General features: G+C 70.3%; 22 protein-coding genes. 1 reads left to right on the forward strand and 21 read right to left on the reverse strand.

All coding sequences use genetic code 11. The annotated features are described in order from the left end of the window. Positions 1–34 precede the first annotated feature (34 nt). The 8 genes from ISU07_RS09220 to ISU07_RS24750 all read right to left on the reverse strand — a co-directional run bounded on the left by ISU07_RS09220 (position 35) and on the right by ISU07_RS24750 (position 6,020). A complete protein-coding gene (locus tag ISU07_RS09220) occupies positions 35–856 on the reverse strand; it encodes a DUF1206 domain-containing protein (RefSeq protein ID WP_194706499.1) in 822 nt (273 codons plus the stop codon). Positions 857–916: 60 nt separating this feature from the next. Beyond that, a complete protein-coding gene (gene nusB, locus ISU07_RS09225) occupies positions 917–1,327 on the reverse strand; it encodes a transcription antitermination factor NusB (protein WP_194706500.1) in 411 nt (136 codons plus the stop codon). A 12-nt stretch (positions 1,328–1,339) separates the two neighbouring features. Next, positions 1,340–1,903, reverse strand: coding sequence for an elongation factor P (efp, locus tag ISU07_RS09230; RefSeq protein WP_194706501.1), 564 nt, complete (start codon positions 1,901–1,903; stop codon positions 1,340–1,342). Positions 1,904–2,023: 120 nt separating this feature from the next. Next, positions 2,024–2,443: a type II 3-dehydroquinate dehydratase gene (locus ISU07_RS09235; RefSeq protein WP_194706502.1), complete on the reverse strand. Its 420-nt coding sequence runs from the start codon at positions 2,441–2,443 to the stop codon at positions 2,024–2,026. Then, positions 2,440–3,531, reverse strand: coding sequence for a 3-dehydroquinate synthase (aroB, locus tag ISU07_RS09240; RefSeq protein WP_194706503.1), 1,092 nt, complete (start codon positions 3,529–3,531; stop codon positions 2,440–2,442). Before aroB ends, ISU07_RS09235 begins: the two co-directional genes overlap by 4 nt. Further along, positions 3,528–4,031, reverse strand: a complete 504-nt coding sequence (locus ISU07_RS09245; RefSeq protein ID WP_323742516.1) for a shikimate kinase — start codon at positions 4,029–4,031, stop codon at positions 3,528–3,530. Before ISU07_RS09245 ends, aroB begins: the two co-directional genes overlap by 4 nt. Next, positions 4,028–5,206, reverse strand: coding sequence for a chorismate synthase (gene aroC, locus ISU07_RS09250; protein WP_228521575.1), 1,179 nt, complete (start codon positions 5,204–5,206; stop codon positions 4,028–4,030). The genes ISU07_RS09245 and aroC overlap by 4 nt, the downstream gene beginning before the upstream one ends. A 19-nt stretch (positions 5,207–5,225) precedes the next feature. Further along, the gene (locus ISU07_RS24750; RefSeq protein ID WP_194706504.1) at positions 5,226–6,020 is read right to left on the reverse strand and encodes a prepilin peptidase; all 795 of its coding nucleotides are present in this window, start codon (positions 6,018–6,020) and stop codon (positions 5,226–5,228) included. Between the two features lie 245 nt (positions 6,021–6,265). On the opposite strand from ISU07_RS24750, the gene ISU07_RS09260 reads away from it, so the two are divergent. Further along, positions 6,266–7,195, forward strand: a complete 930-nt coding sequence (locus ISU07_RS09260; protein ID WP_194706505.1) for a type IV toxin-antitoxin system AbiEi family antitoxin domain-containing protein — start codon at positions 6,266–6,268, stop codon at positions 7,193–7,195. 127 nt (positions 7,196–7,322) lie between these two features. Here the strand turns inward: ISU07_RS09260 and ISU07_RS09265 are convergent, their stop codons facing one another. The 13 genes from ISU07_RS09265 to aspS form a co-directional block, all read right to left on the reverse strand. Further along, entirely contained in the window at positions 7,323–8,117 is a 795-nt protein-coding gene (locus ISU07_RS09265; protein ID WP_194706506.1) for a shikimate dehydrogenase family protein, read from the reverse strand. Positions 8,118–8,127: 10 nt separating this feature from the next. Further along, the gene (mltG, locus tag ISU07_RS09270) at positions 8,128–9,336 is read right to left on the reverse strand and encodes an endolytic transglycosylase MltG (RefSeq protein ID WP_194706507.1); all 1,209 of its coding nucleotides are present in this window, start codon (positions 9,334–9,336) and stop codon (positions 8,128–8,130) included. Further along, positions 9,329–9,814 (reverse strand): Holliday junction resolvase RuvX, encoded by a 486-nt coding sequence (ruvX, locus tag ISU07_RS09275; protein WP_194706508.1) that lies wholly within the window; start codon positions 9,812–9,814, stop codon positions 9,329–9,331. Before ruvX ends, mltG begins: the two co-directional genes overlap by 8 nt. Positions 9,815–9,824: 10 nt before the next feature. Further along, positions 9,825–12,521 (reverse strand): alanine--tRNA ligase, encoded by a 2,697-nt coding sequence (gene alaS, locus ISU07_RS09280; protein WP_194706509.1) that lies wholly within the window; start codon positions 12,519–12,521, stop codon positions 9,825–9,827. Beyond that, positions 12,521–12,802, reverse strand: a complete 282-nt coding sequence (locus ISU07_RS09285) for a DUF6167 family protein (protein WP_194706510.1) — start codon at positions 12,800–12,802, stop codon at positions 12,521–12,523. Before ISU07_RS09285 ends, alaS begins: the two co-directional genes overlap by 1 nt. Then, positions 12,799–13,320 carry a hypothetical protein gene (locus ISU07_RS09290; protein ID WP_194706511.1) on the reverse strand — a complete coding sequence of 174 codons (522 nt, stop codon included), beginning with the start codon at positions 13,318–13,320 and terminating at the stop codon, positions 12,799–12,801. The genes ISU07_RS09285 and ISU07_RS09290 overlap by 4 nt, the downstream gene beginning before the upstream one ends. A gap of 11 nt (positions 13,321–13,331) precedes the next feature. Continuing rightward, a complete protein-coding gene (locus ISU07_RS09295; RefSeq protein ID WP_323742517.1) occupies positions 13,332–14,714 on the reverse strand; it encodes a replication-associated recombination protein A in 1,383 nt (460 codons plus the stop codon). A gap of 67 nt (positions 14,715–14,781) precedes the next feature. Continuing rightward, positions 14,782–16,026, reverse strand: a complete 1,245-nt coding sequence (locus tag ISU07_RS09300) for an ABC transporter ATP-binding protein (protein ID WP_194706512.1) — start codon at positions 16,024–16,026, stop codon at positions 14,782–14,784. Positions 16,027–16,033: 7 nt separating this feature from the next. After that, positions 16,034–17,242 carry an ABC transporter ATP-binding protein gene (locus ISU07_RS09305; protein ID WP_194706513.1) on the reverse strand — a complete coding sequence of 403 codons (1,209 nt, stop codon included), beginning with the start codon at positions 17,240–17,242 and terminating at the stop codon, positions 16,034–16,036. After that, a complete protein-coding gene (locus ISU07_RS09310; protein WP_194706514.1) occupies positions 17,239–18,234 on the reverse strand; it encodes an ABC transporter permease in 996 nt (331 codons plus the stop codon). The genes ISU07_RS09305 and ISU07_RS09310 overlap by 4 nt, the downstream gene beginning before the upstream one ends. 148 nt (positions 18,235–18,382) lie before the next feature. Further along, positions 18,383–20,116 (reverse strand): ABC transporter substrate-binding protein, encoded by a 1,734-nt coding sequence (locus ISU07_RS09315; protein WP_194706515.1) that lies wholly within the window; start codon positions 20,114–20,116, stop codon positions 18,383–18,385. A 79-nt stretch (positions 20,117–20,195) separates the two neighbouring features. Beyond that, on the reverse strand, positions 20,196–21,197 hold the full coding sequence (locus tag ISU07_RS09320; RefSeq protein WP_194706516.1) for an ABC transporter permease: 1,002 nt from the start codon (positions 21,195–21,197) through the stop codon (positions 20,196–20,198). A gap of 282 nt (positions 21,198–21,479) precedes the next feature. After that, the gene (gene aspS, locus ISU07_RS09325) at positions 21,480–23,252 is read right to left on the reverse strand and encodes an aspartate--tRNA ligase (RefSeq protein WP_194706517.1); all 1,773 of its coding nucleotides are present in this window, start codon (positions 23,250–23,252) and stop codon (positions 21,480–21,482) included. Positions 23,253–23,254: the final 2 nt, after the last annotated feature.

Consider the following 23,254-nt stretch of genomic DNA (forward strand, 5'->3'; position numbering starts at 1 on the left):
CGGCGAGGCTACTTGTCGCCCGACCCGTCACCGGCTACTTGTCGCTGGGTGAGAGGTGCCGGGCTCGCGCGAAGCAGAAGAGCCCGTAGCAGACGATCCCGGCCGCGATGACGACAAGCAGGACCTGCCCGAACGGGTAGGTCAGCACCTTGTGCAGGGCCTGGTCGAGGTTGCCCGACTTGTTGGCGTCGTGCGCGATGCCGCCGTAGGTGATCAAGCCACCCACGATCGCGATCGCGATGCCCTTCCCGACGTAGCCGACCTTGCCGAACAGGAGGTAGGCCCTGCCGGTCTGGCCCGACTTCCCCTCGGCGTCCAGGTGCTTCGCGTAGTCCTCGGTGAATCCCTTGCGCACGTGGTTGGCGCCGTAGACGATCACCGCGAGGCCGACCGCGGCCACGATCCACTGGCCGGCCGGCCACCCCATCACGGTCTGGGTCCACTTCGAACCGCCACCGGACTTGTTCTTGCCGATGACGACGCTCAGCGCGCTGATCCCGACGGCGGCGTAGATGATCGCCTTCATGACCGAGACGGCGCGGGCCTTCCAGCGGTCCGCGCCCTCGTCCTTGTCCTGGTGACCGACGGCGGCCTCGAGGCCGCGCCAGATGACCAGCAGGAACATACCGACCGCGATGGCCCAGACCAGGACCTCGCCGAACGGCTGCTGCGCCAGCTCCTGCATCGCGCCCTTGTTCGACGCCTTGCTCTGGCTCTCGCCGAACGCCAGCTGCAGGGCCAGCCAGCCGACCAGCAGGTGCACCACCCCATAGGCCACCAGCCCCGCGCGAATCGCCCAGTCGAGCCAGTCGCTCTGGTGGGCCTCCCTGCCCAGCGCCTCGGCCCGATCGGTCATGTCTCCCATCCCGCCAACCTAGCCGCGGGATCCGGTGGGCCGGTCCACCCTCAGGGAGGGTCAGACGGCGATCTCGTCCTTGCTCCGCAGCATCGCCCCGAGAACGCCGTTGACGAACCCCGGCGAGTCGTCGGTGGACAGGTCGCGGACCAGGGCGACGGCCTCGTCCACGGCCACGGCGCCCGGCACGTCCTCGGACCAGAGCAGCTCCCAGACGCCGATGCGCAGGACGTTGCGGTCGACGGCGGGCATCCGGTTGAGGGCCCACCCCTGGGAGTACTCCGTCAGCAGCTCGTCGATGCGGCGGCGGTGCTCGGCGACCCCGCGCACGAGCAGCGCGGCGTACGGGTTGCTCGGACCCTCGCCGGCCTCGATCGCGCGGTCGAGGTACCCGATGGTGTCCTCGCCGCGCATCTCCGCGGCGTACAGGATGTCCAGGGCCTTCTTGCGGGCCCGTGAGCGAGCTGGCACCTCAGCGGGTCATCAGCCGGTGACGCGGCCGAGGTAGGAGGAGTCGCGGGTGTCGACCTTGATCTTCTCGCCGGTGGTGATGAACAGCGGCACGTTGACGGTCGCACCGGTCTCGACGGTGGCCGGCTTGGTGCCGCCCGTCGACCGGTCGCCCTGCAGGCCCGGCTCGGTGTAGGTGACCTCGAGCTCGACCGAGGCCGGGAGCTCGATGTAGAGCACGCGGCCGTCGTTGGTGGCGACGATCGCCTCCTGGTTCTCGAGCATGAAGTTCGAGGCGTCGCCGACGATGTCCGGGGAGACCTCGAGCTGGTCGTAGGTGCCGGTGTCCATGAAGACGTACGACGTGCCGTCGTTGTAGAGGTACTGCATCGTCCGCTTGTCGACGTTCGCGACGTCGACCTTCACGTCGGCGTTGAAGGTCTTGTCGACGCTCTTGCCGGACTCGATGTTCTTGAGCTTGGTGCGGACGACGGCACCGCCCTTGCCGGGCTTGTGGTGCTGGAACCAGATGACCTGCCAGAGCTGGCCGTCGAGGTTGAGCACCATGCCGTTCTTGAGGTCGTTCGTCGTCGCCATGCGAAAAGATCTACCTTCGGAAGTCGTGAGGGTGAGCAGCAGCCGAGTTTAGTGCCGGGCCCGACGGGATCATGAATCCCGAGCCACCAGGAGCTTCTCGTCCGAGCGGAGCGAGCCACATCACAGAGACTGCAGCGCTTCCCGGTAACCCTCGACGCCCTTGCCGACCACCACGGCCTTGGCGTGGGGGGTGACCACGGAGGTGTGGCGGAACTCCTCCGGGCGTTGCTCGGGGTTGCTCAAGTGCACCTCGACCAGCGGGGCAGTGAGCTGGGCACAGGCGTCGAAGAGCGCGTAGGAGTAGTGGGTCCAGGCGCCGGCGTTCAGCACCACCGGCGTGTGCTCGTCGGCGGCCTCGTTGAGCCAGTCGAGCAGGTCGCCCTCGTGGTTGGTCTGCCGGACCTCCACGTCGTACCCGAGCTCGCGGCCCCAGTCGATGCAGAGCTCGACGAGCTCGTTGTACGACGTGTGGCCGTACACGCCCGGCTCCCGGCGGCCGAGCCGCCCGAGGTTGGGGCCGTTGAGCACGAGCACCTTCATCCGGCACCTCCCCCTGTCATCACGTCGTACGCCGCCCGCAGCATCTCCTCCGGAGGGTCGGCGAGCACGCGGGGCACGCCGATGCCTTCCAGCACGACGAACCTCAGGGTGCTGCCGCGGGCCTTCTTGTCGACGGCCATCGCGGCCCGCAGCTCCTCGTACGACGCGCCGTACCACCGCGTGGGCAGCCCCACCCGCTCGAACGCCGCCCGGTGCCGCTCGGCGGTGGCGTCGTCGAGGACCCCGGCCACCCGCGCGAGCTCGGCGACGAACACGCTGCCGATCGCCACGGCCTCGCCGTGTCGGACCTGGTAGTCGCTGGCCCGCTCGATCGCGTGCGCCATGGTGTGGCCGTAGTTGAGGACCTCACGGCGCCCCGACTCCTTGAGGTCGTCGACGACGACGTCGATCTTGACCTGGATGGCGCGCTCCACGAGCTCGCGCAGCACGTCGGAGTCGGGCGTGATCGTGTCAGGGTCGGTGCCCTCGACGAGGTCGAGGATGACGGGATCGGCGATGAAGCCGCACTTCACGACCTCGCCGAGGCCGGCGACCAGCTCGGCGCGGGGCAGCGAGTCGAGGAGCGCCACGTCGCAGAGCACGCCGGCGGGCTCGTGGAAGGCACCGACGAGGTTCTTGCCGGCGCCGGTGTCGATGCCGGTCTTGCCGCCGACGGCCGCGTCCACCATGGCCAGCAGGCTGGTGGGGACGTGCACGACCCGGACCCCCCGCAGCCAGGTCGCCGCCACGAACCCGCCCAGGTCGGTCGTCGCGCCGCCGCCCAGAGCGACGACGGCGTCGGAGCGGGTGAACCCGAGGCGGCCGAGCGCCTCCCAGCAGTCCGCCGCGACGGCCGCGGTCTTGGCGGCCTCGCCGTCGGGCACGGGCAGCAGGTGGACCTCGTAGGCGCTCATCGCGGTGCGGGCCAGGTGCGCCAGCTGGCCCAGGCCCACGGGGTGGACCAGGGCGACGCGCTGGGGGCCGTCCCCGAGCACGCCCGGGAGCCGGTCGAGCAGCTCGCGGCCGACGACGACGTCGTACGGCGACGCGCCGCCGACGTGGAGGACGGTCGGCTCCCGGGCGCTCATGCCGGCACCTTGCGGAGGATCTCCTCGGCGACCTGCTCGGGGGTGAGCCCGTCGGTGTCGACGGTCTCGGTGGCCACCGACTCGTACACGGGCGTGCGCTCGTCGAGCAGCGCCTTGATGCGGGCCCGGACGTTGCCGAGGAGCAGCGGGCGGGAGGTACCGAGGCCGACACGCTTGACCGCCTCGGACAGCCCGACCTTCAGGAACACCACGCGCTGACCCTCCAGGAGTCCGCGGGTCTGCTCGTCGAGGACCGCGCCGCCGCCGAGGGACAGCACGCCGTCGTGACCCGTGAGTGCCTGGGCGACCGCATCCTTCTCGAGCGTGCGGAAGGCGGCCTCACCGTCGTCGAGGAAGATCTCCGAGACCGTCTTGCCGGCCACGGCCTCGACATCGGTGTCGGTGTCGCGGGCCGACGTGCCCCAGGCCTCGGCGAGCAGGGCCCCCACGGTGGACTTGCCGGCGCCCATGGGGCCGACCAGGACGACCCTCGGGCTCACCTGAACCTCAGGGTGTCCAGGTAGCTCTCCGCGTTGCGCCGGGTCTCGGTCACCGAGTCGCCGCCGAACTTCTCCAGCACGGCGTCGGCCAGCACCAGCGCCACCATCGCCTCGGCGACGACGCCGGCCGCGGGGACGGCGCAGACGTCGGAGCGCTGGTGGTGGGCGACGGCCTCCTCGCCGGTGCTCACGTCGACGGTGCGCAGAGCGCGCGGGACGGTGGCGATCGGCTTCATGGCGGCGCGCACGCGGAGCACCTCGCCGGTGGTCATGCCGCCCTCGGTGCCACCGCTGCGACCCGACGTACGCCGGATGCCCTCGTCGGTGGGAACGATCTCGTCGTGGGCCTCGCTGCCGGGGGTGGCCGCCAGCGCGAAGCCGTCGCCGACCTCGACGCCCTTGATCGCCTGGATCCCCATCAGCGCCCCTGCAAGCCGCGCGTCGAGGCGACGGTCCCAGTGGACGTGCGAGCCGAGGCCCGGCGGCAGGCCGTGCACGACGACCTCGACGACGCCGCCGAGGGTGTCGCCGTCCTTGTGGGCCTCGTCGATGCGCTCGACCATCAGCTTGCTCGCGTCGGGGTCGAGGCAGCGGACCGGGTCGTCGTCGAGGTACCCGCCGTCGTCCGGCGTGGGGATCACCCCGGCGGGGGCAGGTACGCCGCCGAGCTCGACGACGTGGGAGACGAGCCGGGCGCCGACGGCCTGGTGGAGGAACGCGCCGGCCACGCGGCCGAGGGCGACGCGAGCCGCGGTCTCGCGGGCCGAGGCGCGCTCGAGGACCGGGCGAGCCTCCTCGAAGGCGTACTTCTGCATGCCGACGAGGTCGGCGTGGCCGGGGCGCGGCCGGGTGAGGGCGCCGTTGCGGGCGAGGGCGTCGAGCACGACGGGGTCGACGGGGTCGGCGGCCATCACCTGCTCCCACTTGGGCCACTCGGTGTTGGCGATCTCGATCGCGACCGGGCCCCCGATGGTCTCGCCGTGGCGGACGCCGCCGACGAAGCGGACCTCGTCCTGCTCGAACTTCATCCGCGCGCCGCGGCCGTGGCCCTGGCGGCGGCGGGCCAACGCGTCGCGGACGTCGTCGGTGGTGACGGAGACGTGCGCGGGCAGCCCCTCGAGGATCGCGACGAGGAGCGGGCCGTGGGACTCGCCCGCGGTGAGCCAGCGCAGCATGCCGTCAGTGTTTCACGGCTCAACCAGTGGTCAGGCCGCCGAGCCAGTCGCCGAACAACAGGCCGGCCAGGGCGCCGACCAGCATGAACGGGCCGAACGGTACGTGCTTGCGGTGCACGATCCTGGCCAGCGAGAGGAGCGCTCCGCCGACCCCGCCGAGCAGGAACCCGGCGTACACGCCCACGACGAGCTCCGCCGTGCCGACGTACCCCAGGGCGATGCCGAGGATGCCGGACAGCCGGACGTCGCCGTACCCGAGCCCGCGCGGGTAGACGTACCAGAGCACGAAGTACAGGAGGCCGGCTCCCGCCCAGCCGATGGCCGCGCGGACGAGGTCCTGCCAGTCCTGGGTGACCAGCGCGGCGACGACGACGAGCACGATCACGCCGGCGTACGTGCGGAGGATGAGCCACGTCGGCAGCAGCCGGGTGCGCCAGTCGATGACCGCGAGCGCGATGCTGACGGGTACGAGCGGCAGCCACACCAGCAGCGCGACGTCCCAGCCCAGCGCGAACCCGACCAGCCCGCCGATGACCAGGCTGGCCGCGATGCTTTTCCAGAGCAGCCCGGGCAGGTCGGCGATGGCGGCGTACAGCTCCTTCGGCGGCTCCTCCGCCTCGGTCTCCCCGCCCTCGAACCGCGGCGCGGCCCCCGCCTCCTCGGCCCCGGCGCCGTCCCCGGCGCCGTCCTCGGGGACCTCGGCCTCCGGCTCGGGCACCCGTTCGATGATGCGAGGGACGAGGACGCCGGCCGCCGCCGACACCAGCGCGCCGAAGGCCGCGGTGTCCACGTGCGCCGCCCACTCCACACCCACACCCGGACCCTACTGACCCCGTTGAGCTGCGCCCCCGAAACACGCGAGTTGCGCTCCGGGTACGGGCGAGTTGCGCCCCCGGTACAGGCGAGTTGCGCCCCCGGGACGGTCGAGTTGCGCCCTCGGCACGGTCGACGTGCGTTCCCGTACCCACTTTCCGCCCACAGTCGTCGAATCCGCCCGCTCCTCCACAGGTTCGCGGGAGGGCCGGTACGTCGGGACCTGGCTCGGGCAAGGAGCTCCACATGATCGTGGACTTCCCGAAAGAACCGTTCACCGTGGCCTCGGCGGCAACCTTGGGCATCACCAAGCGGCGCATCGGAGAGGGCGTACGTCGCGGCGAGCTGGCCAGGCTGTTCCGCCACGTCTATCTCCGCACCGACATCGAGGTGACGACCGAGATGCGCGTGTCGGCGGCCCTCCTCGTCATCAGCCCGCACGTGGTGGTCTGCGACCGGACGGCAGCGTGGATCTGGGGGGTCGACTGCTTCCGCCTCCGCGAGCTCGAGGTGCCAGCGGCGTTGGAGACCTACACACTGCGCGGACACCGCGCACCGGAGCGGCCTGAGATCCGAGGTGGTCAGCGGGACCTCGGTCCACAGGACTGGACGACGGTCGGTGGTCTTCGCGTCACGACACCGCTTCGGACAGCGCTCGACCTCGGCTGCTGCCTGCCCCGGCGAGATGCCCTCGCCGCCATGGACGCCCTCGCTCGCGCGTTCGGGTTCACCTCACGCGATCTCGTCCTGCAGCTGCGGCGGTACGCGCGCCGCCGCGGGGTCGTCCAGCTACGCGAGCTCGCGGCCCTGGTCGATCCGCGGGCCGAGTCCACCGGCGAGTCCTGGACACGCCTCGTCATGCACGACCACGGGCTACCGGCGCCGCAGGTCAACTGGTGGGTGCTCGTGGACGGCGTACCGACGTTCCGACTCGATCTCGCCTACCCACTCGCGAGGGTTGCTGTCGAGTACGACGGGGAGGAGTTCCACTCGAGCGATGAGGACAAGCACGCTGATGCCGAGCGACGGGACTGGCTGGAGTCGCACGGGTGGACCGTGATCGTCGTGGACAAGGGCTCCTTCACCGACGACGCCATCGGCGAGTGGATCCAGGAGGTTCGGGATGCGCTGAGCACGGCCCAGCAGCCGCCGCGACGCTGGTACGCGCGGGTCTGACGCGCAACTCGCCCGTACCGCAGGCGCAACTCACCCGTACCGCAGGCGCAACTCACCCGTACCGCAGGCGCAACTCACCCGTACCGCAGGCGCAACTCACCCGTACCGCAGGCGCAACTCGACCGGCTCAGGCCAGGGCGGCGCGCATGGGGGTGAGGACGTCGGCGGCGGGGGTGCCCGTGAAGAGCTCGAACTGGAGGGCGGCCTGGTGGACGAGGAGGTCGAGGCCGGTGACGAGCACCTGGTCGCCGGCGGACGCGGCGGCCAGCGGGGTGGGCCAGGGGTGGTAGGTGACCTCGAAGAGGACGGGTACGCCGGCGCAGCGGGACACCAGGGCGGGGGACTGGGCCGCGGCCGGGATGGTCGACACCAGTACCTCCCCCACGACGGTCCCGGACGACAGCGGGGCGACCGACACCGTGGGCCCGGCCGGGTGGGCGGCCAGCACGGAGACGGCCGTCGCGGACCGGGCCGCGTCGCGGACCAGCAGCGTGATCTCCCGGGCACCCAGGGACGCCAGCGCCAGCCCGGTCGAGACGGCCGTCGCTCCCCCGCCCAGGATCGTGGCCGAGGTGACCGGCCCCGCGTACCGCTCGCGCAGCGCCGCGGCCGCCCCGGGGACGTCGGTGTTCTCCGCCGACCACGCGCCCGAGGACGACCGGACGAGCGTGTTGGCCACGCCCGACGACGTCACGACCGGCGAGGCCGTGGACGCCAGGGCGGCTGCCTCGCGCTTGAGCGGCGCGGTCACCGACAGCCCGCGCCACTCCTCGTCCAGGGACGACACGAACGACGCCAGCGTCCCGGACGGGACCTGCACCGCGTCGTACGACCACGACAGCCCGGCAGCCGCGTACCCCGCGCGGTGCAGCACCGGCGACTGCGAGTGACCGATCGGGTCACCGACGACGGCGCACCTCATGAGGACCGCGTCAGCACCGGTCGGACTGCGTCTCGCAGTACTGCTCGTACTCGTTCTTGAACGTCAGGAACTCGTCGTAGCTGTCGGTGAACTTCGTCTCGCCGGTTGCCAGGTTCACCGTCACGTAGAAGAACCAGGGCCCTTCCTCGGGGTTCAGCGCGGCCCGGATGGCGTCGTCGCCCGGGGCCTCGATCGGCGTCGGCGGGAGCCCCTTGTGCGTGTAGAGGTTGTACGGCGAGTCCGCCACCGACTCCTTGTCGGCGTCGGTGATCACCGTCGAGCCGCTGCGTCCGAGCGCGTAGTTCACGCTGGCGTCGATCTGCAGGAAGCCGGCCGACGGGTTCGGGTCGATGTCCAGCCGGTTGTAGATGACCCGCGCGATCTTGCCGCGGTAGTCGCCGCGTCCCTCGGCCTCGATGAGGCTGGCGACCGTCATCACCTCGCCCGGCGTGTGGCCGAGCGCGGCAGCGCCCTCCTCGAGGCCCGCGTCGTCGGCGGCCTGCTGCCAGCGGGCGACCATCTTCTTCAGCATGTCGACCGGCTTGTCCTGGGGACCGAAGTCGTACGTCGAGGGGAACAGGTACCCCTCCGCGTTGCCGTTCGCGTAGTCGGGCAGCCCGAGCCTGGTCGGGTCGTCCAGCACCTTCTCGAAGGCCTTCGCCGGGTAGTCGGTCGAGGCGGCCAGCCGCTCGATGATCTGCTTGACCTGGAACCCCTCGGGGATGGTCACGGTGTTCTTGATGATGTTGGCCGGGTTGCTGAGGATGTCGAAGGCGTCGGACGCCTTCATCTCCTTCTTCAGCTGGTAGAAGCCGACCTGGATGTTGGTGCTGCTGCCGGCCGCCTCCATGAACGCGTCGACCGACTGCACGACGCCCTTGTCCTTGAGGTTGCGGCCGATCGCGCCGACCGTGTCGCCGGACTTCACCTCGAAGGTCACCTTGCCCTTGCCCGGTCCCGGGTAGTCGGGCGAGGTGGAGAACTGGTCGCGGATGAACTCCGCACCCTTGGTCAGGGCGACGTACGCGCCGCCGCCGATCAGCGCGAGCGCGACCAACGCCGCCAGGCAGCCGGGGATCGAGCGACCGCGCTTCTTGCGGCGGCCACCCTCCGGCGGGTACTCCTCGTCGTCCCCGATCTCGGACGCGTCGTCGTACGCGTCGTCGTACGCGTCGTCGGGGGGCTCGTCGAGGCCGTACCTCGGGTCGCGGTCACTCATCGGTCTCCTCACGGGCCCCGACGACGGGGGCTCTGACGACTTCTCCGGGGGGCGTCCCCGTGCTTCGTTCGGTGTCGAGCGCGTGTTGCAGGATCACCACCGCGGCGGCCATGTCGACCACCGCTCGGCGGGCCTGCCCCTTCACCCCCCGGTCGCGCAGCATAGCCTCCGCGGAAATCGTGGTCAGACGCTCGTCGACGAGCCGCACGGGGACCGGGGCGAGCACGCCGGCGAGCCGGTCGGCCCACGTGCGGGTCCTGACCGCGGCCGGGCCCTCCCCGCCCGACAGCGACCGCGGCAGCCCGACGACCACCTCGACCGCCTCCGCCTCGCGCGCCAGCCGGGCGATGCGACGCAGGTCTCCCTTGCCCCGCCGGACCGTCTCCAGCGGGGTGGCCAGGAAGCCGGTCGGGTCGCTACGGGCGACGCCGATCCGCGCGTCGCCGGGGTCGAGCCCGAGACGGACACCCCACCTCACGAGCAGTGCCTCACCAGCTGGCGCCGGCCTTCACCGCCACCTCGGACCGCACCAGCTCGAGCGCCTCGTCGACACGCGAGGCGTCCGCGCCGCCGCCCTGCGCGACGTCGTCCTTGCCGCCACCCCGGCCGCCGACGAGCGGGCCGACGGCGCCGACCAGGTCGTTCGCGCTCAGCCCGCGCGAGCGGGCCGCGTCGTTGACAGCCACCACCACGGCCACCTTGGTGTCCTCGCCCGAGCCGGTCACGCCGATGACGACCACGACACCCGGACGGTCGCCGGGCAGCCGGCCGCGCACGTCGAGCGCGAGCGTCCGCACGTCCCCGCCGGACGCGCCGTCGACCCGCTGCGCGACCACCTGGACGCCGTGCACGTCCTGGGCACCCGCCGCCAGCGCACCGGCCGCCGCCAGCACCTGGCCGACGCGGTGCTTCTCGATCTCCTTCTCCGCCGCGCGCAGCCGCTCGACGATGTCGTTGACCCGCTCGGGCAGCTCCTCCGGGCGCGCCTTGAGCGCCTCGGACAGCTGGGAGACCAGCACGTGCTCGCGCGCCAGGAACTGGTACGCGTCGGCGCCCACCAGCGCCTCCACGCGCCGCACACCGGAGCCGATCGACGACTCACCGAGCAGCTTGACCACGCCGAGCTGGCCCGAACGGCCCGCGTGCGTCCCGCCGCAGAGCTCGCGCGCCCAGTCCCCGACGGTGATGACGCGCACCTGGTCGCCGTACTTCTCGCCGAACAGCGCCATGGCGCCGGACTTCACGGCCTCCTCCTGGCTCATCAGCTCGGCGTGCACGCCGAGGTCCGCGAGCACCAGGTCGTTGACCCGCGCCTCCACGTCGGCCATCACCGACGCGGGCACCGCGCCCGTCGCGGAGAAGTCGAACCGGAACCGGCCGGGCGCGTTCTCCGAGCCCGCCTGGGTCGCGGTCTCCCCCAGCGCCTCGCGGAACGCCTTGTGCACCATGTGGGTCGCGGTGTGCGCGCGCGAGATCGACTTGCGGCGCTCGACGTCGACCTCGGAGTGCGCCTCCAGGCCCGGGGTCACCTCACCGCTGAGGATGCGCCCGCGGTGGACGACGAGTCCCGCGATCGGGGCCTGCACGTCGCGGACCTCGACCCGAGCGCCGTTCGAGAGCTCGATGACCCCCTGGTCCGCGAGCTGGCCGCCGCCCTCGGCGTAGAACGGCGTCCGGTCGAGCACCAGCTCGACGTCGTCGCCCTCGCGCACCTCCTCGACCACCTCGCCGCCCCAGAGGAGCCCGCGCACGGAGCCCTCCGAGACCACCTCGCGGTAGCCGGTGAACTCCACGGGCCGGCCGAGGTCGTCGGCCACCTTGCGGTACGCCGTCGTGTTGACGTGCGCGCCCTTCTTGCTGGCCGCGTCCGCCTTGGCCCGCTGCCGCTGCTGGTCCATCAGGTCGCGGAACCCGACCTGGTCGACCTCGAGCCCCTGCTCGGCCGCCATCTCCAGCGTCAGGTCGATCGGGAAGCCGTAGGTGTCGTGCAGCGCGAACGCCCGGTCGCCGCTGAGCACGTGACCGCCGGACTGCTTCACCTGCGTCGCCGCGAGGTCGAAGATCTGCGTCCCCGCCTTGAGCGTCTGGCGGAACGCCTCCTCCTCGGCGTACGCGACCTGGGAGATGCGGTCCCAGTCGCGGTGCAGCTCGGTGTAGGTCTCCCCCATCTTGTCGCGGCTGACGGGCAGCAGCTCGGGCAGGACGCGGTCCTCGGTGCCGAGCAGCCGCATCGACCGGACCGCACGACGCAGCAGCCGGCGCAGGACGTACCCGCGGCCCTCGTTGCCCGGCGTCACCCCGTCGGCGATCAGCATCAGCGTGCTGCGGACGTGGTCGGTGACGACCCGGAGCCGCACGTCGTCCTCGTGCGACTCGCCGTACCTCTTGCCGGTCAGCTCCTCGGCCTTCTCGATCACCGGGAAGAGCACGTCGATCTCGTAGTTGTTGTCGACTCCCTGGAGCAGGAACGACACCCGCTCCAGGCCCATCCCCGTGTCGATGTTCTTCTTCGGCAGCGAGCCGGCGATGTCGAAGTCCTCCTTGGACCGCACCGCGCTCAGCACGTCCTGCATGAAGACGAGGTTCCAGATCTCGAGGTACCGGTCCTCGCCCTTCGGCCCGAAGTCGAGGTCCGGACCGTACTCCGGGCCCCGGTCGTAGAGGATCTCCGAGCACGGGCCACCGGGCCCGGGCACGCCCATGGACCAGTAGTTCTCCTTCCGGCCGAGCCGGATGATCCGGTCGTCGGGGACGCCGGTGACCTTGTTCCAGAGGTACGCCGCCTCCGGGTCGTCCTCGTAGATGCTCGGGTAGATCCGGCTCTCCTCGAGCCCGAAGCCACCGTCCGCCTGGGACTTGGTGACCAGGTCCCACGCGAGCTCGATCGCGCCTTCCTTGAAGTAGTCGCCGAAGGAGAAGTTGCCGCACATCTCGAAGAAGGTGTTGTGGCGCGTGGTCTTGCCGACGTCCTCGATGTCGGGGGTGCGCACGCACTTCTGGATGCTCACGGCACGGTCGTACGGCGGGGTCTCCTGGCCGAGGAAGTACGGCTTGAACGGCACCATCCCCGCGGCCACGAACAGGAGCGTCGGGTCGTCGAGGATCAACGACGCCGACGGAACGGCGGCGTGCGCGGCCCGCTCGAAGTGAGCCACGAACCTCCGCCGAATCTCCGAGGTGTCCATCAGTCGGTGCCTTTCCCGTCGATGTTGCGGTCTCGCTGGTCCGCAGGCCCGGTCAGCTCGGGTAGTCCATGAGGCGTGAGGCCGAACCGCTCGCGCAACTCGGTTTCCTTGTCCGCCTGGGCCTGGGCGACGTCGTCGCGCAGCATCCGGGCGCCGAGGGTGACGGCCTCCCAGCGGTCGCGCAGCCCGTCGGCGGTGAATGCCTCCTTCAGCCGCCGGGCACGGGTCATCGCGTAGACACCCGCCCCGGCTCCGGCCACGAACCAGAGCCCGCGCCTCATGCCGCGCTCTCCTCCTGGCGCACGGAGCGCACGTCGGCGCGCCGGCGCGCTCGCCACTCGCGGATGGCCTCGCGCTCCTCGGCCTTGCGCTCCTTGCGGGCGCGCTTGACCTCGCGGCGCATCTCGAACCAGATCCGGTTGCGGTTGGCCGGCGACAGCCCGCGCCGCACGCCGTAGGCGAACGACGCCGCTTTCACCACGGTCTCGCGCAGCACGACGTCCGCGAACAGCTTGGTCTCCAGGGTCGGCGCCGCGTCGGGCTCGGGGTCGCCGAGCCGCGTGATCACGAACTCCTCGGCCGACGCCACGGGCACCGGCGCTGGAGGCTCGCTGGTCGAGGAAGGCGCGCTGGTGCCTGTCACGACTTGTCCTGAGGAGCCGAGGGACGAGGCGTCTCGAAGGGGACCACGTGCCTCGATCGCGTCCAGCCTGGCTGCCACCGTGCGCAGCGCCACGACCAGCGCCGCCACCGCACCGGCGAGCACCAGGCACACCAGGAGGAGGACGGCCGTGATCATGGTGACCGACCCTATCGCGGGCCCTCGCCGCGGATCATCCGCCTGATCCGGTCCCAGCGCTGCTTGACCGCGGCCTCGGCGCCGAGCTCGGTGGGCTGGTAGTACCGGGCGTCGAGGACGACGTCGGGGGCGTACTGCTGCTCGGCGACGCCGAACGGCTCGTCGTGGCTGTACTTGTACGGCGTCGGGGCACCCGAGTTGTGCCCGAGCTCCTTCGCGCCGGCGTAGTGACCGTCCCGGAGGTGCGGAGGGACGTTACCGATCTTGCCCGCCCGGACGTCGGCGCTCGCGGCGTCGATGGCCGTGATGACAGCGTTGGACTTGGGCGCGACGGCCAGGGCAATGGTCGCCTGGGCGAGGTTGAGCCGGGCCTCGGGCATCCCGATCAGCTGCACTGCCTGGGCGGCCGCCACGGCGGTCGTCAGCGCGGTCGGGTCGGCCAGGCCGATGTCCTCGCTGGCGAGGATCACCAGCCGCCTGGCGATGAACCGCGGGTCCTCGCCAGCCTCCATCATCCTGGCCAGGTAGTGCAGCGCCGCGTCGGCGTCGGACCCGCGCACGGACTTGATGAACGCCGAGATCACGTCGTAGTGCTGGTCGCCCTGCCGGTCGTACCTCACCGCGGCCCGGTCCACGGCCGTCTCGGCGGTCGCCAGGTCGATGGTGGCCAGCCCCTTGCTCTTGGCGGCGCCGGCCGACGACTCGAGGTAGGTGAGCGAGCGGCGTGCGTCGCCGCCGGCGAGCCGCACCAGGTGGTCCAGCGCGTCGTCGTCGATGCCGTAGCCGCCGGCCAGCCCACGCTCGTCGGCCAGTGCCTGGGTCAGCACCGCGCGCACGTCGTCGTCGGTCAGCGACTCCAGCCGCAGGAGCAGGCTGCGCGAGAGCAGCGGGGAGATGACGGAGAAGAAGGGGTTCTCGGTGGTGGCGGCGACCAGGGTCACCCAGCGGTTCTCCACGCCGGGGAGGAGCGCGTCCTGCTGGGCCTTGGAGAAGCGGTGCACCTCGTCGACGAACAGCACGGTCTCGCGGCTGCTGCGCACCAGCTCCGATCGGGCCGCGTCGATCGCGGCACGCACCTCTCGCACGCCGGCGGAGACGGCCGAGACCTCGACGAAGTGCCGGTCGGTCTGCTGGCTCAGGATCGAGGCGATCGTGGTCTTGCCGGTGCCCGGTGGACCCCACAGCAGCAGCGACATGGGCTGGTCGCCCTCGATCAGCTGCCGCAGCGGCGACCCCGCGGCGCGCAGCTGCTCCTGGCCGACCAGCTCGTCGAGGGTGCGCGGACGCATCCGGACCGCCAGCGGGGCGGACGCGTGCGTGTTGCCGGCCAGCGACCCGCCGCCACCAGCACGCGGCGCCGCGCCCAGCGCCGAGGCGTCGAACAGCTCGTCCACGTGCTCAGTCAACAGTGCTCAGTCAACAGTGCACGTCACCAGCACGCCCCGGACCCGGACGCGGGCGTCAGGCCTTCACGAACGACTTGGACTTCAGGTCGTACCACTCGTCGTCGTACCCCGGGTTGGTGCTGAGGGTGGTGGGTGTCGAGCCGGCGTCGTGGTTGCCCTGGTCGTCGACCCCGAGCAGGCCCGTGGTGACCGGCCGGGGTGGCGTCTGGTTGAGCTCGGAGGCGAAGTGGCAGGCGACCTTGTGCGACTTGCCGATCTGCAGCAGCGGCGGCTCCTGCTTGGCGCAGATGTCCTGGGCCAGCCAGCAGCGGGTGCGGAACCGGCAGCCACTCGGCGGGTTGATCGGCGACGGCACGTCACCCTCGAGGCGGATGCGCTCGCGGCGCCCGCCGATGGCCGCCTGCTTCACGTCCGGCGACGCGGACAGCAGTGCCTGGGTGTACGGGTGGTGGGCGTGGTCGTAGACCGACTCGCGGTCGCCGATCTCCACGATCTTGCCGAGGTACATGACCGCGATCTCCGGGCAGAAGTGCCGGACGACGGCGAGGTCGTGCGCGATGAACAGGAAGGCGATGTTGAACTCCTGCTGCACGTCGCGCAGGAGGTTCACCACCTGGGCCTGGATCGACACGTCGAGGGCGGAGACCGGCTCGTCGGCGACCAGCAGCTTCGGCTGCAGGGCGAGCGCCCGGGCGATGCCGATGCGCTGGCGCTGTCCGCCGGAGAACTCGTTGGGGTAGCGGTTGTAGTGCTCGGGGTTGAGACCGACCACCTCGAGCAGCTCGCGCACCCGGCCGAGGACCTGCTTGTCCGGCACCACGTTGTGGACGCGCAGCGGCGTGCCCACGATCGTGCCGACGGTGTGCCGGGGGTTCAGCGAGCTGTAGGGGTCCTGGAAGATCATCTGGACCTCCTTGCGCATCGGCGTCATCGCCTTGTGCGACAAGGTGGCCAGGTCCTTCCCCTGGAACATCATCGAGCCCGCCGTCGGGTCGTAGAGCCGTGTGATCAGCCGGCCGGTCGTCGACTTGCCGCAGCCGGACTCGCCGACCAGACCCAGGGCGCTGCCCTTGCGGACCTCGAAGGAGACCCCGTCGACCGCCTGCACGTGGCCGATGGTCCGCCGGACCAGGCCGGACGACTTCACCGGGAAGTACTTCTTCAGGTCGGTCACCGACAAGATCGCCTCGGCGTGGCGGTCGAACCGCGGCGGGGCGGCCGACTGGTGCTCGGCCGACTCGTACGACTCGGGCGCCTGACCTGCGGCGCTGGAGGCGGGGGCCACTTCGGACTCGGTCATGGAGGTTCTACCGCTCCTTCGGGAGAGCATCGTCAGAGGGAGAGTCTTCCACCAGCCCGGTCCCGACCTCTGCCGGGAACTCGTCCTTCACGGTCATCTCGACCAGGTCGGGCGCGATCTCGGGCAGGATCTCCTGCTCGTAGATCGCCGACGGGTCGGGGAGGTGACACCTCTTCAGGTGCTCATCACCGTGCTCCCCCCGAGTCAGCTCGGGCAACGTGGTCCGGCACAGGTCGCCGGGGACCTTGCCCGTGTGCGGGCACCGCGGGTGGAACGCGCAGCCGCTCGGCGGCCTCAGCAGGCTCGGCGGGTTGCCCTGGATCGGGATCAGCCGGGCGTCCGGGTCCGCGGTCACGTCCGGGACGCTGGCGAGCAGGCCCCAGGTGTAGGGCATCTCCGGGTGGACGAGGATCTCGCGCGTGCGGCCGTACTCGACCGCGCGGCCGCCGTACATCACCATCACGTCATCGGCCATCTCGGCGACGACGCCCAGGTCGTGGGTGATGATGATGATCGCGGAGTTGAAGTCCTTCTGGAGCTCCTGGAGCAGGTCCAGGATCTGCGCCTGCACCGTGACGTCCAGCGCCGTCGTCGGCTCGTCGGCGATCAGCAAGGACGGGTCGTTGACCAGCGCCATGGCGATCATCGCGCGCTGCCGCATGCCGCCGGAGAACTGGTGCGGGTAGTCGTCGACACGGGTGCGGGCCTGCGGGATGCCCACGCGGTCGAGCATCTCGATGGCCTTGGCGCGGGCCTTGGCCTTCGAGACGTCGTGGTGAGCGCGGTAGGCCTCGGAGATCTGCGCACCCACCTTGTAGAAGGGGTGCAGCGCGGTCAGCGGGTCCTGGAAGATCATCGCAACCTCGCGGCCGCGGATCCGGCGCATCCGGTCGTTCGAGAGGCCGAGCACCTCGGTGCCGCCCACCCGGATCGAGCCGGACATCTGCGTGCGCTTGGCGTCGTGCAGGCCCATCACGGCCAGGCTGGAGACGCTCTTGCCGGAGCCGGACTCGCCCACGATGCCGAGCGTGCTGCCCTGCTCGATGCTGTAGCTCAGGCCCGAGACCGCCTGGACGAGACCGTCGGCCGTAGGGAACCGGACGGTGAGGTCCTCCACGACCAGAAACGGTTCTCCGCTGTCGCCGGCCTGGCGACTCGTCGGCTCGGTGAGGTGACCGGCGCCCTGGTCGGAGGCCGGTCCGTTGGTCTGGGTCATGTCAGCCGCACCCTGGGGTCGATGACGCTGTAGAGGATGTCCACAACGATGTTCGCGAGGACGATCGCCGCGGCGCCCATCATCACGGTCGCCGAGATGATCGGCAAGTCGGTCCGGGTCACCGCGTCGAGGCCGGCCAGGCCCAGACCCTGGATGCCGAAGATCTTCTCGGTGAAGATCGTGCCGGCCAGCAGGTAGGCGAAGTCGAGGCCGAAGATGGTGACCACCGGGACGATCGCGGCTCGCAACGCGTGCCGCCGGACGATGATTCGTTCCGCCAGGCCCTTGGCCCGCGCCGTGCGCACGTAGTCCTCGTTGAGGGCGTCGACCATGGCGCCGCGGCTGAACCGGGCGTACTGGGTGGAGTAGGAGATGCCGATCATCACCCACGGCAGCAGCATGCCGCCGATGAACTTCATCGGCCCCTCGTCCAGCGGGTTGAAGTAGCCGGTCTGCGGGAAGATGGACAGGCTCTGGACCAGGTAGAGGTAGGCCAGCAGGGCGAGCAGGTAGTAGGGGATGGCGTTGATGAACAGGCTCGTGCTCACGATGGCCTTGTCGGCGGTGGTGCCACGTCTTCGCGCCGCGAAGATGCCGCTGAACAATCCGATCGTGAGGAAGCAGATCGCGCCGCCGATGGCGACGGAGAAGGTGGCCGGCACCCGTTTCCACAGGTAGTCGAAGACGTTCACGCGGTACTTGAACGAGACGCCCATGCAGGGCCAGTCGCAGTCGATGGAGATCCCACCGGACGCGATGTGCCGGCCGTGGACGTAGCCGCTCATGTACTCGGCGTACTGCTTCGGGGCGGGTTGGTCCAGGCCCAGGTTGTGGCGGAGGTTGTCGAGTCGCTGCGGGGTGCACCGCGACTCGGGGCAGTAGGCCAGTGCCGGGTCGTTCGGCCCGTAGAAGAAGATCGCAAAGACCACCATCGACACCGCGATGATGACCAGCAGACCTGCGATGAGTCGGCGAACGATGTATCCGAACATCTGGCGCTAGCTCCTGTCTGGTTCGGTCGGAGTTCCCATCGGGCGGGCCGTCCCGGACCGGGTGGCCACTCGAGGAGAGGCCGTCCGGGCCGACGTGGAAGTCGGCCCGGACGGCCCTGGTTCAGCTCGAGGTCATCTCGTCAGTCAATCACTGAGTGGTGTACATGATCGAGAAGGTCGGCATGCCACGAACGTTGTCGTTGTAGAAGCCGCCGATCTTGGACCCACGGATGATCGCGGTACCGGAGTAACCGGTGACCACGGCCGGGTAGTAGGTCTCCTCGATGAACTTGTCGAACTCGCCCCACGCAGCCGGGACCTGGTCGGAAGGCAGCGACAGGATCTCCTTCTGCTTGGCGTCCGCGTCCTTCTCGACGAACATGGCCGGGTTCGGCATGCCCTCGAGGTCGGCCAGAGCGCCGTCCCACTGGGCCGGGAACCACGAACCACCGGACGGCCAGTCCGAGCACCAGCCGCTGGAGCGGACGTTGATCGGGCTGTCGGGGTCGGTGCGCGCGTCGCGGATCTTGTCCGTGGTCGACGCGATCGGGGTCGCCTTGAAGCCGGCGGCCTCGAAGCCCTTCACGAGCTGGTCCTTCGCGGCCACCGACAGCGGGTCGTCGGTCGCGTAGAGGAACTTCAGCTCGTAACCCATGGCGTTGGCCTGCGTGAGCAGCTCCTTGGCCTTCTCCGGGTCGGTGTTCTGACCCTTGATGCCCAGCACGTCGTACTCGACACGACCAGCGGTGCCCGGAGGCAGGATGCTGGTACCGGGGACGCGGGTCAGACCCACGATCTCGCCACCGGCCTTCCAGACGTCGACGTACGGGTAGGCGTAACCAATCGCCTTGCGCACGTTGATGTCGGTGATCTTGCGCATGTCGAGGTACCACATGTACGTGCACGGCGAGGTGCCCGTCACGAGGCGCTCGGGACCGTCGGCCGAGATCTTCTTGTAGGTCGGCGGCGTGATGTTGTCGTAGGTGACCGTCGTCTGGGCGTCACCGGTGTCGCTGAGGATGGTGTTCTCGGTCTTCGCCGTGTCCTCACCGAAGTGGAACACCCACTTGTCGACGGCCTGGATGCGGCCCGGGTCCGTGTTGGGGTCCCAGTTGGGGTTCTTGACCAGGGTCAGCGAGGTGCCGGGCTTGTAGTCCTCGAACATGTACGGACCGGTCGCCAGCGGGTGGTTGCCGTACTCCTCCTTGGTGTCCTTCGCCTGCGGGATGCCGGTGAAGACGGGGAAGGAGGCGTAGTAGTCCATCTCGGGGAACGGCTGCGACATGTGGATGGTGATGCTGTTGCCGTCGACCGTCACACCCTTGTAGGGCGTCTTGTCCTTGAAGGGACCCTTGTACGTGTCGCCGTCCTGGAAGAACTGCAGCTGGTACGTCGGGCCGTCCGGGAGCTCCTCGATCGCGAACGAACGGGCGACCGCGTAGGCGACGTCCTCGGCCTTGACGTCGGTGCCGTCCTCGTACTTGAGGCCGTCACGCAGCGTGAAGGTCCACTCGGTGTTGTCCTCGTTGGGCGTGCCGAGGTCGGTCGCCATGTCGGGGATCAGCACCATGTCGTTGGTGTCGGGGTCGTAGACGTACTGCGTCAGCGCCCGGGTCACCAGGTTCATGATCTCGGTGGAGTCGGTGTAGTAGGCACGCGTGGGGTCGAGAGTCGCGGGGACGTTCACCGTGTCGACGGTGATGGTGCCACCCTCGGCTGCGTCGTCCGGCACGGCCATCGGCGCCTTTGCGTCCGGGTTCTTGCCCGCACCCGCACCGCCACCGGCCTCCTGGGTCGGCACAACGGTGTCGTTCCCGCCGCTGTCGTTGGAACCGCCGCACGCGGCAAGCGCGAGCAGGGATGCGGTCGCCAGAACGGCCACCGCGGATTTCTTGAGTCGCATCAGGGTGTTCCCCACCTTTCTAGGGCTGATCGATGATGCCTCTCGGTCGGTGTCAGTCTCACCGGCGAGTCTTGGGGTCGAAGGCGTCACGGATGGCGTCTCCGAGCAGGTTGAGCGCGACGACCAGCAAGAAGATGCCGACCACGGGCGCGTAGAGGTAGAGCGGGTAGGTGTCGAAGTACTCGACCGCCTTGTTGACCGTCTGGCCCCAGGACGGGACGCCGACGATGCCGATGCCGAGGTAGGAGAACCCTGCCTCGGCGGTCACGAAGAATGGCAGGCCGAGCGAGATCGAGACGATGATGGGAGCCATCATGTTCGGCAGCAGCTCCTTGAACAGGATCAGCCGCGTGGGCACGCCCATCACCCGTGCCGCCTGGACGAACTCGCGCTCACGCAGCGAGAGCACCTCGCCGCGGATGAGCCGCGCGAGCTGCATCCAGCCGAAGAAGATCAGCACGCTCGTCAGCGCGATCACCTGGGCGTACTTCAGCGTCGTGGGCTGGTCGGCGAAGCGCAGGGTGATGATCGGGGCCAGGGCCAGCGCGATCAGCAGCAGGGGCAGCGCGAGGAACGTGTCGATGATGAAGGAGATGACCCTGTCGAGCCAGCCGCGGCTGAAGCCGGCGACCAGGCCGATCGTGATCCCGATCAGGGTCGAGACGGCCGTGGAGACGGTCGCGATGCCGAGCGACGTCCGGGCTCCGTAGAGCCACTCGGCGAGGTTGTCGTCACCGGTGTTGGGGGCGAGGCCCAACGGCGCCTTCCACGTGAAGCCGTGGTCCGGCGGGCCGATCACCGGGAAGTTGAAGATGTCGGTGTCGGACGACGGGTCACCGGCCCGCACCTCGACACCGAAGAGCTTGGCGATCAGGGGGGCGAAGATCGCGATCAACACGAAGATCAGCACGATCGCGGAACACACCATCGCGATCTTGTCGGAACGGAGACGGGCCAGCGCGATCTGGAGTGGAGATCGGCCCGCGATCTCGGCTTCCTTCTCCTGGTCGGGAAGCTGGGTCACGTCGGGTGCGGCCATCTCCAACGGTGTCAGCGCCATGTCGCCCCTTTGCTGGTCGTCACTGCTTGCTGTCTTCAGCCCGGCGCGAACTCCCGTGTCACTCGATCGGCGTGGCCGGACAAGTGATGGGGGACACACACGTAGGCACCCGAAGCGCGACATTAGACGAACGGCACACGATGTTGAGCATCGGGGAGGTAACGGTTTGATACCAGCGCGTCGTGCGAGTGTCACACCGCAAGATTTCAACGAGCGCGCGCGACCGCCGGCTGTCAACCGAATTCCTCGTCGACAACCCTCCCACCTGCGGTTATCCGCGGTCTACGCCTCCGTCGCCGTCTCCTTCCCCGGTACGGCGTCCACGCCGGCCTCCTTGCGCTGCTCCGGCGTGATGGGGGCCGGGGCCGCGGTGAGCGGGTCGAAACCACCGCCGGACTTGGGGAAGGCGATCACGTCACGGATCGAGTCGGTGCGCGCGAGCAGGGCCACGATGCGGTCCCAGCCGAAGGCCAGACCACCGTGCGGCGGGGCGCCGTACTTGAACGCCTCGAGCAGGAACCCGAACTTCTCGGTCGCCTCGGCCTCGTCGAGGCCCATGATCGCGAAGACCCGCTTCTGGATGTCCTCGCGATGGATACGGATCGACCCGCCGCCGATCTCGTTGCCGTTGCAGACGATGTCGTAGGCCCACGCCAGCGCGTTGCCGGGGTCCTGGTCGAAGGTGTCGAGGTCCTGCGGGGAGGTGAACGCGTGGTGCACCGCGGTCCACGCGCCGCTGCCGACCGCGACGTCGCCGGCGGCGGTCGCCTCGTCGGCGGGCTCGAAGAGGGGCGCGTCGACGACCCACAGGAAGCTCCAGGCGTCCTCGTCGATCAGGCCGCCGCGACGGCCGATCTCCAGCCGGGCGGCGCCGAGCAGCGCGCGGCTGCTCTTGGTCGGGCCGGCCGCGAAGAACGCACAGTCCCCCGGCTCGGCCCCGATGTGCGCAGCCAGGCCGGCGCGCTCCTCCTCGGACAGGTTCTTGGCGACCGGCCCACCGAGCTCGCCGTCCTCCTGGAACAGCACGTAGGCGAGCCCCCGCGCGCCCCGCTGCTTGGCCCACTCCTGCCAGGCGTCCAGCTGCTTGCGCGGCTGGCTGGCGCCCCCGGGCATCACGACCGCGCCGACGTACGGCGCCTGGAAGACGCGGAACGGGGTGTCGGAGAAGTAGTCCGTGCAGTCGACCAGCTCCAGGCCCATCCGCAGGTCCGGCTTGTCGGAGCCGAAGCGGGCCATCGCCTCGGCGTACGTCATCCGCGGGAACGGCGTCTCGAGCCGCACGCCGATCAGCGACCAGAGCGCGACGAGCACCTCCTCGGAGACGGCGAGGACGTCGTCCTGGTCGACGAAGCTCATCTCGATGTCGAGCTGGGTGAACTCCGGCTGACGGTCGGCGCGGAAGTCCTCGTCGCGGTAGCAGCGGGCGATCTGGAAGTAGCGCTCCATGCCGGCGACCATCAGCAGCTGCTTGAACAGCTGCGGGCTCTGCGGCAGGGCGTACCAGCTGCCCGGCTGGAGCCGGGCCGGGACCAGGAAGTCGCGGGCCCCCTCGGGCGTGCTGCGGGTCAGCGTCGGCGTCTCGACCTCGACGAAGCCGTGGCCGTCGAGCACGTCACGCGCGGCCTTGTTGACCTTGCTGCGCAGGCGGAGCGCCTGGTTGGGGCCGGTACGGCGCAGGTCGAGGTAACGGTGCCGGAGCCGCGCCTCCTCGCCCACGTCCAGGTGCTCGTCGATCGGGAACGGCAGGGGCGCGGCCGCGCTGAGCACCTCGACGCGCTCGGCGATCACCTCGATCTCGCCGGACGGCAGGTTCGGGTTGGCGTTGCCCTCGGGACGGCGCTGGACCGCGCCGGTGACCGCGATGCAGTACTCGTTGCGCAGGCTGTGCGCGACCGCCTCGTCGCGGACCACGACCTGGGCCACGCCGCTGGCCTCGCGCAGGTCGAGGAAGGCGACACCACCGTGGTCGCGCCGGCGGGCGACCCAGCCGGCGAGGGTGACGGTCTGGCCGGCGTCGGCGGCGGTGAGCGTGCCGGCGTCGTGGGTGCGGATCACGA

Origin of the sequence: Nocardioides islandensis (assembly GCF_015352455.1) — a bacterium.
In the GTDB taxonomy this organism is placed as follows: Bacteria; Actinomycetota; Actinomycetes; order Propionibacteriales; family Nocardioidaceae; genus Nocardioides; species Nocardioides islandensis.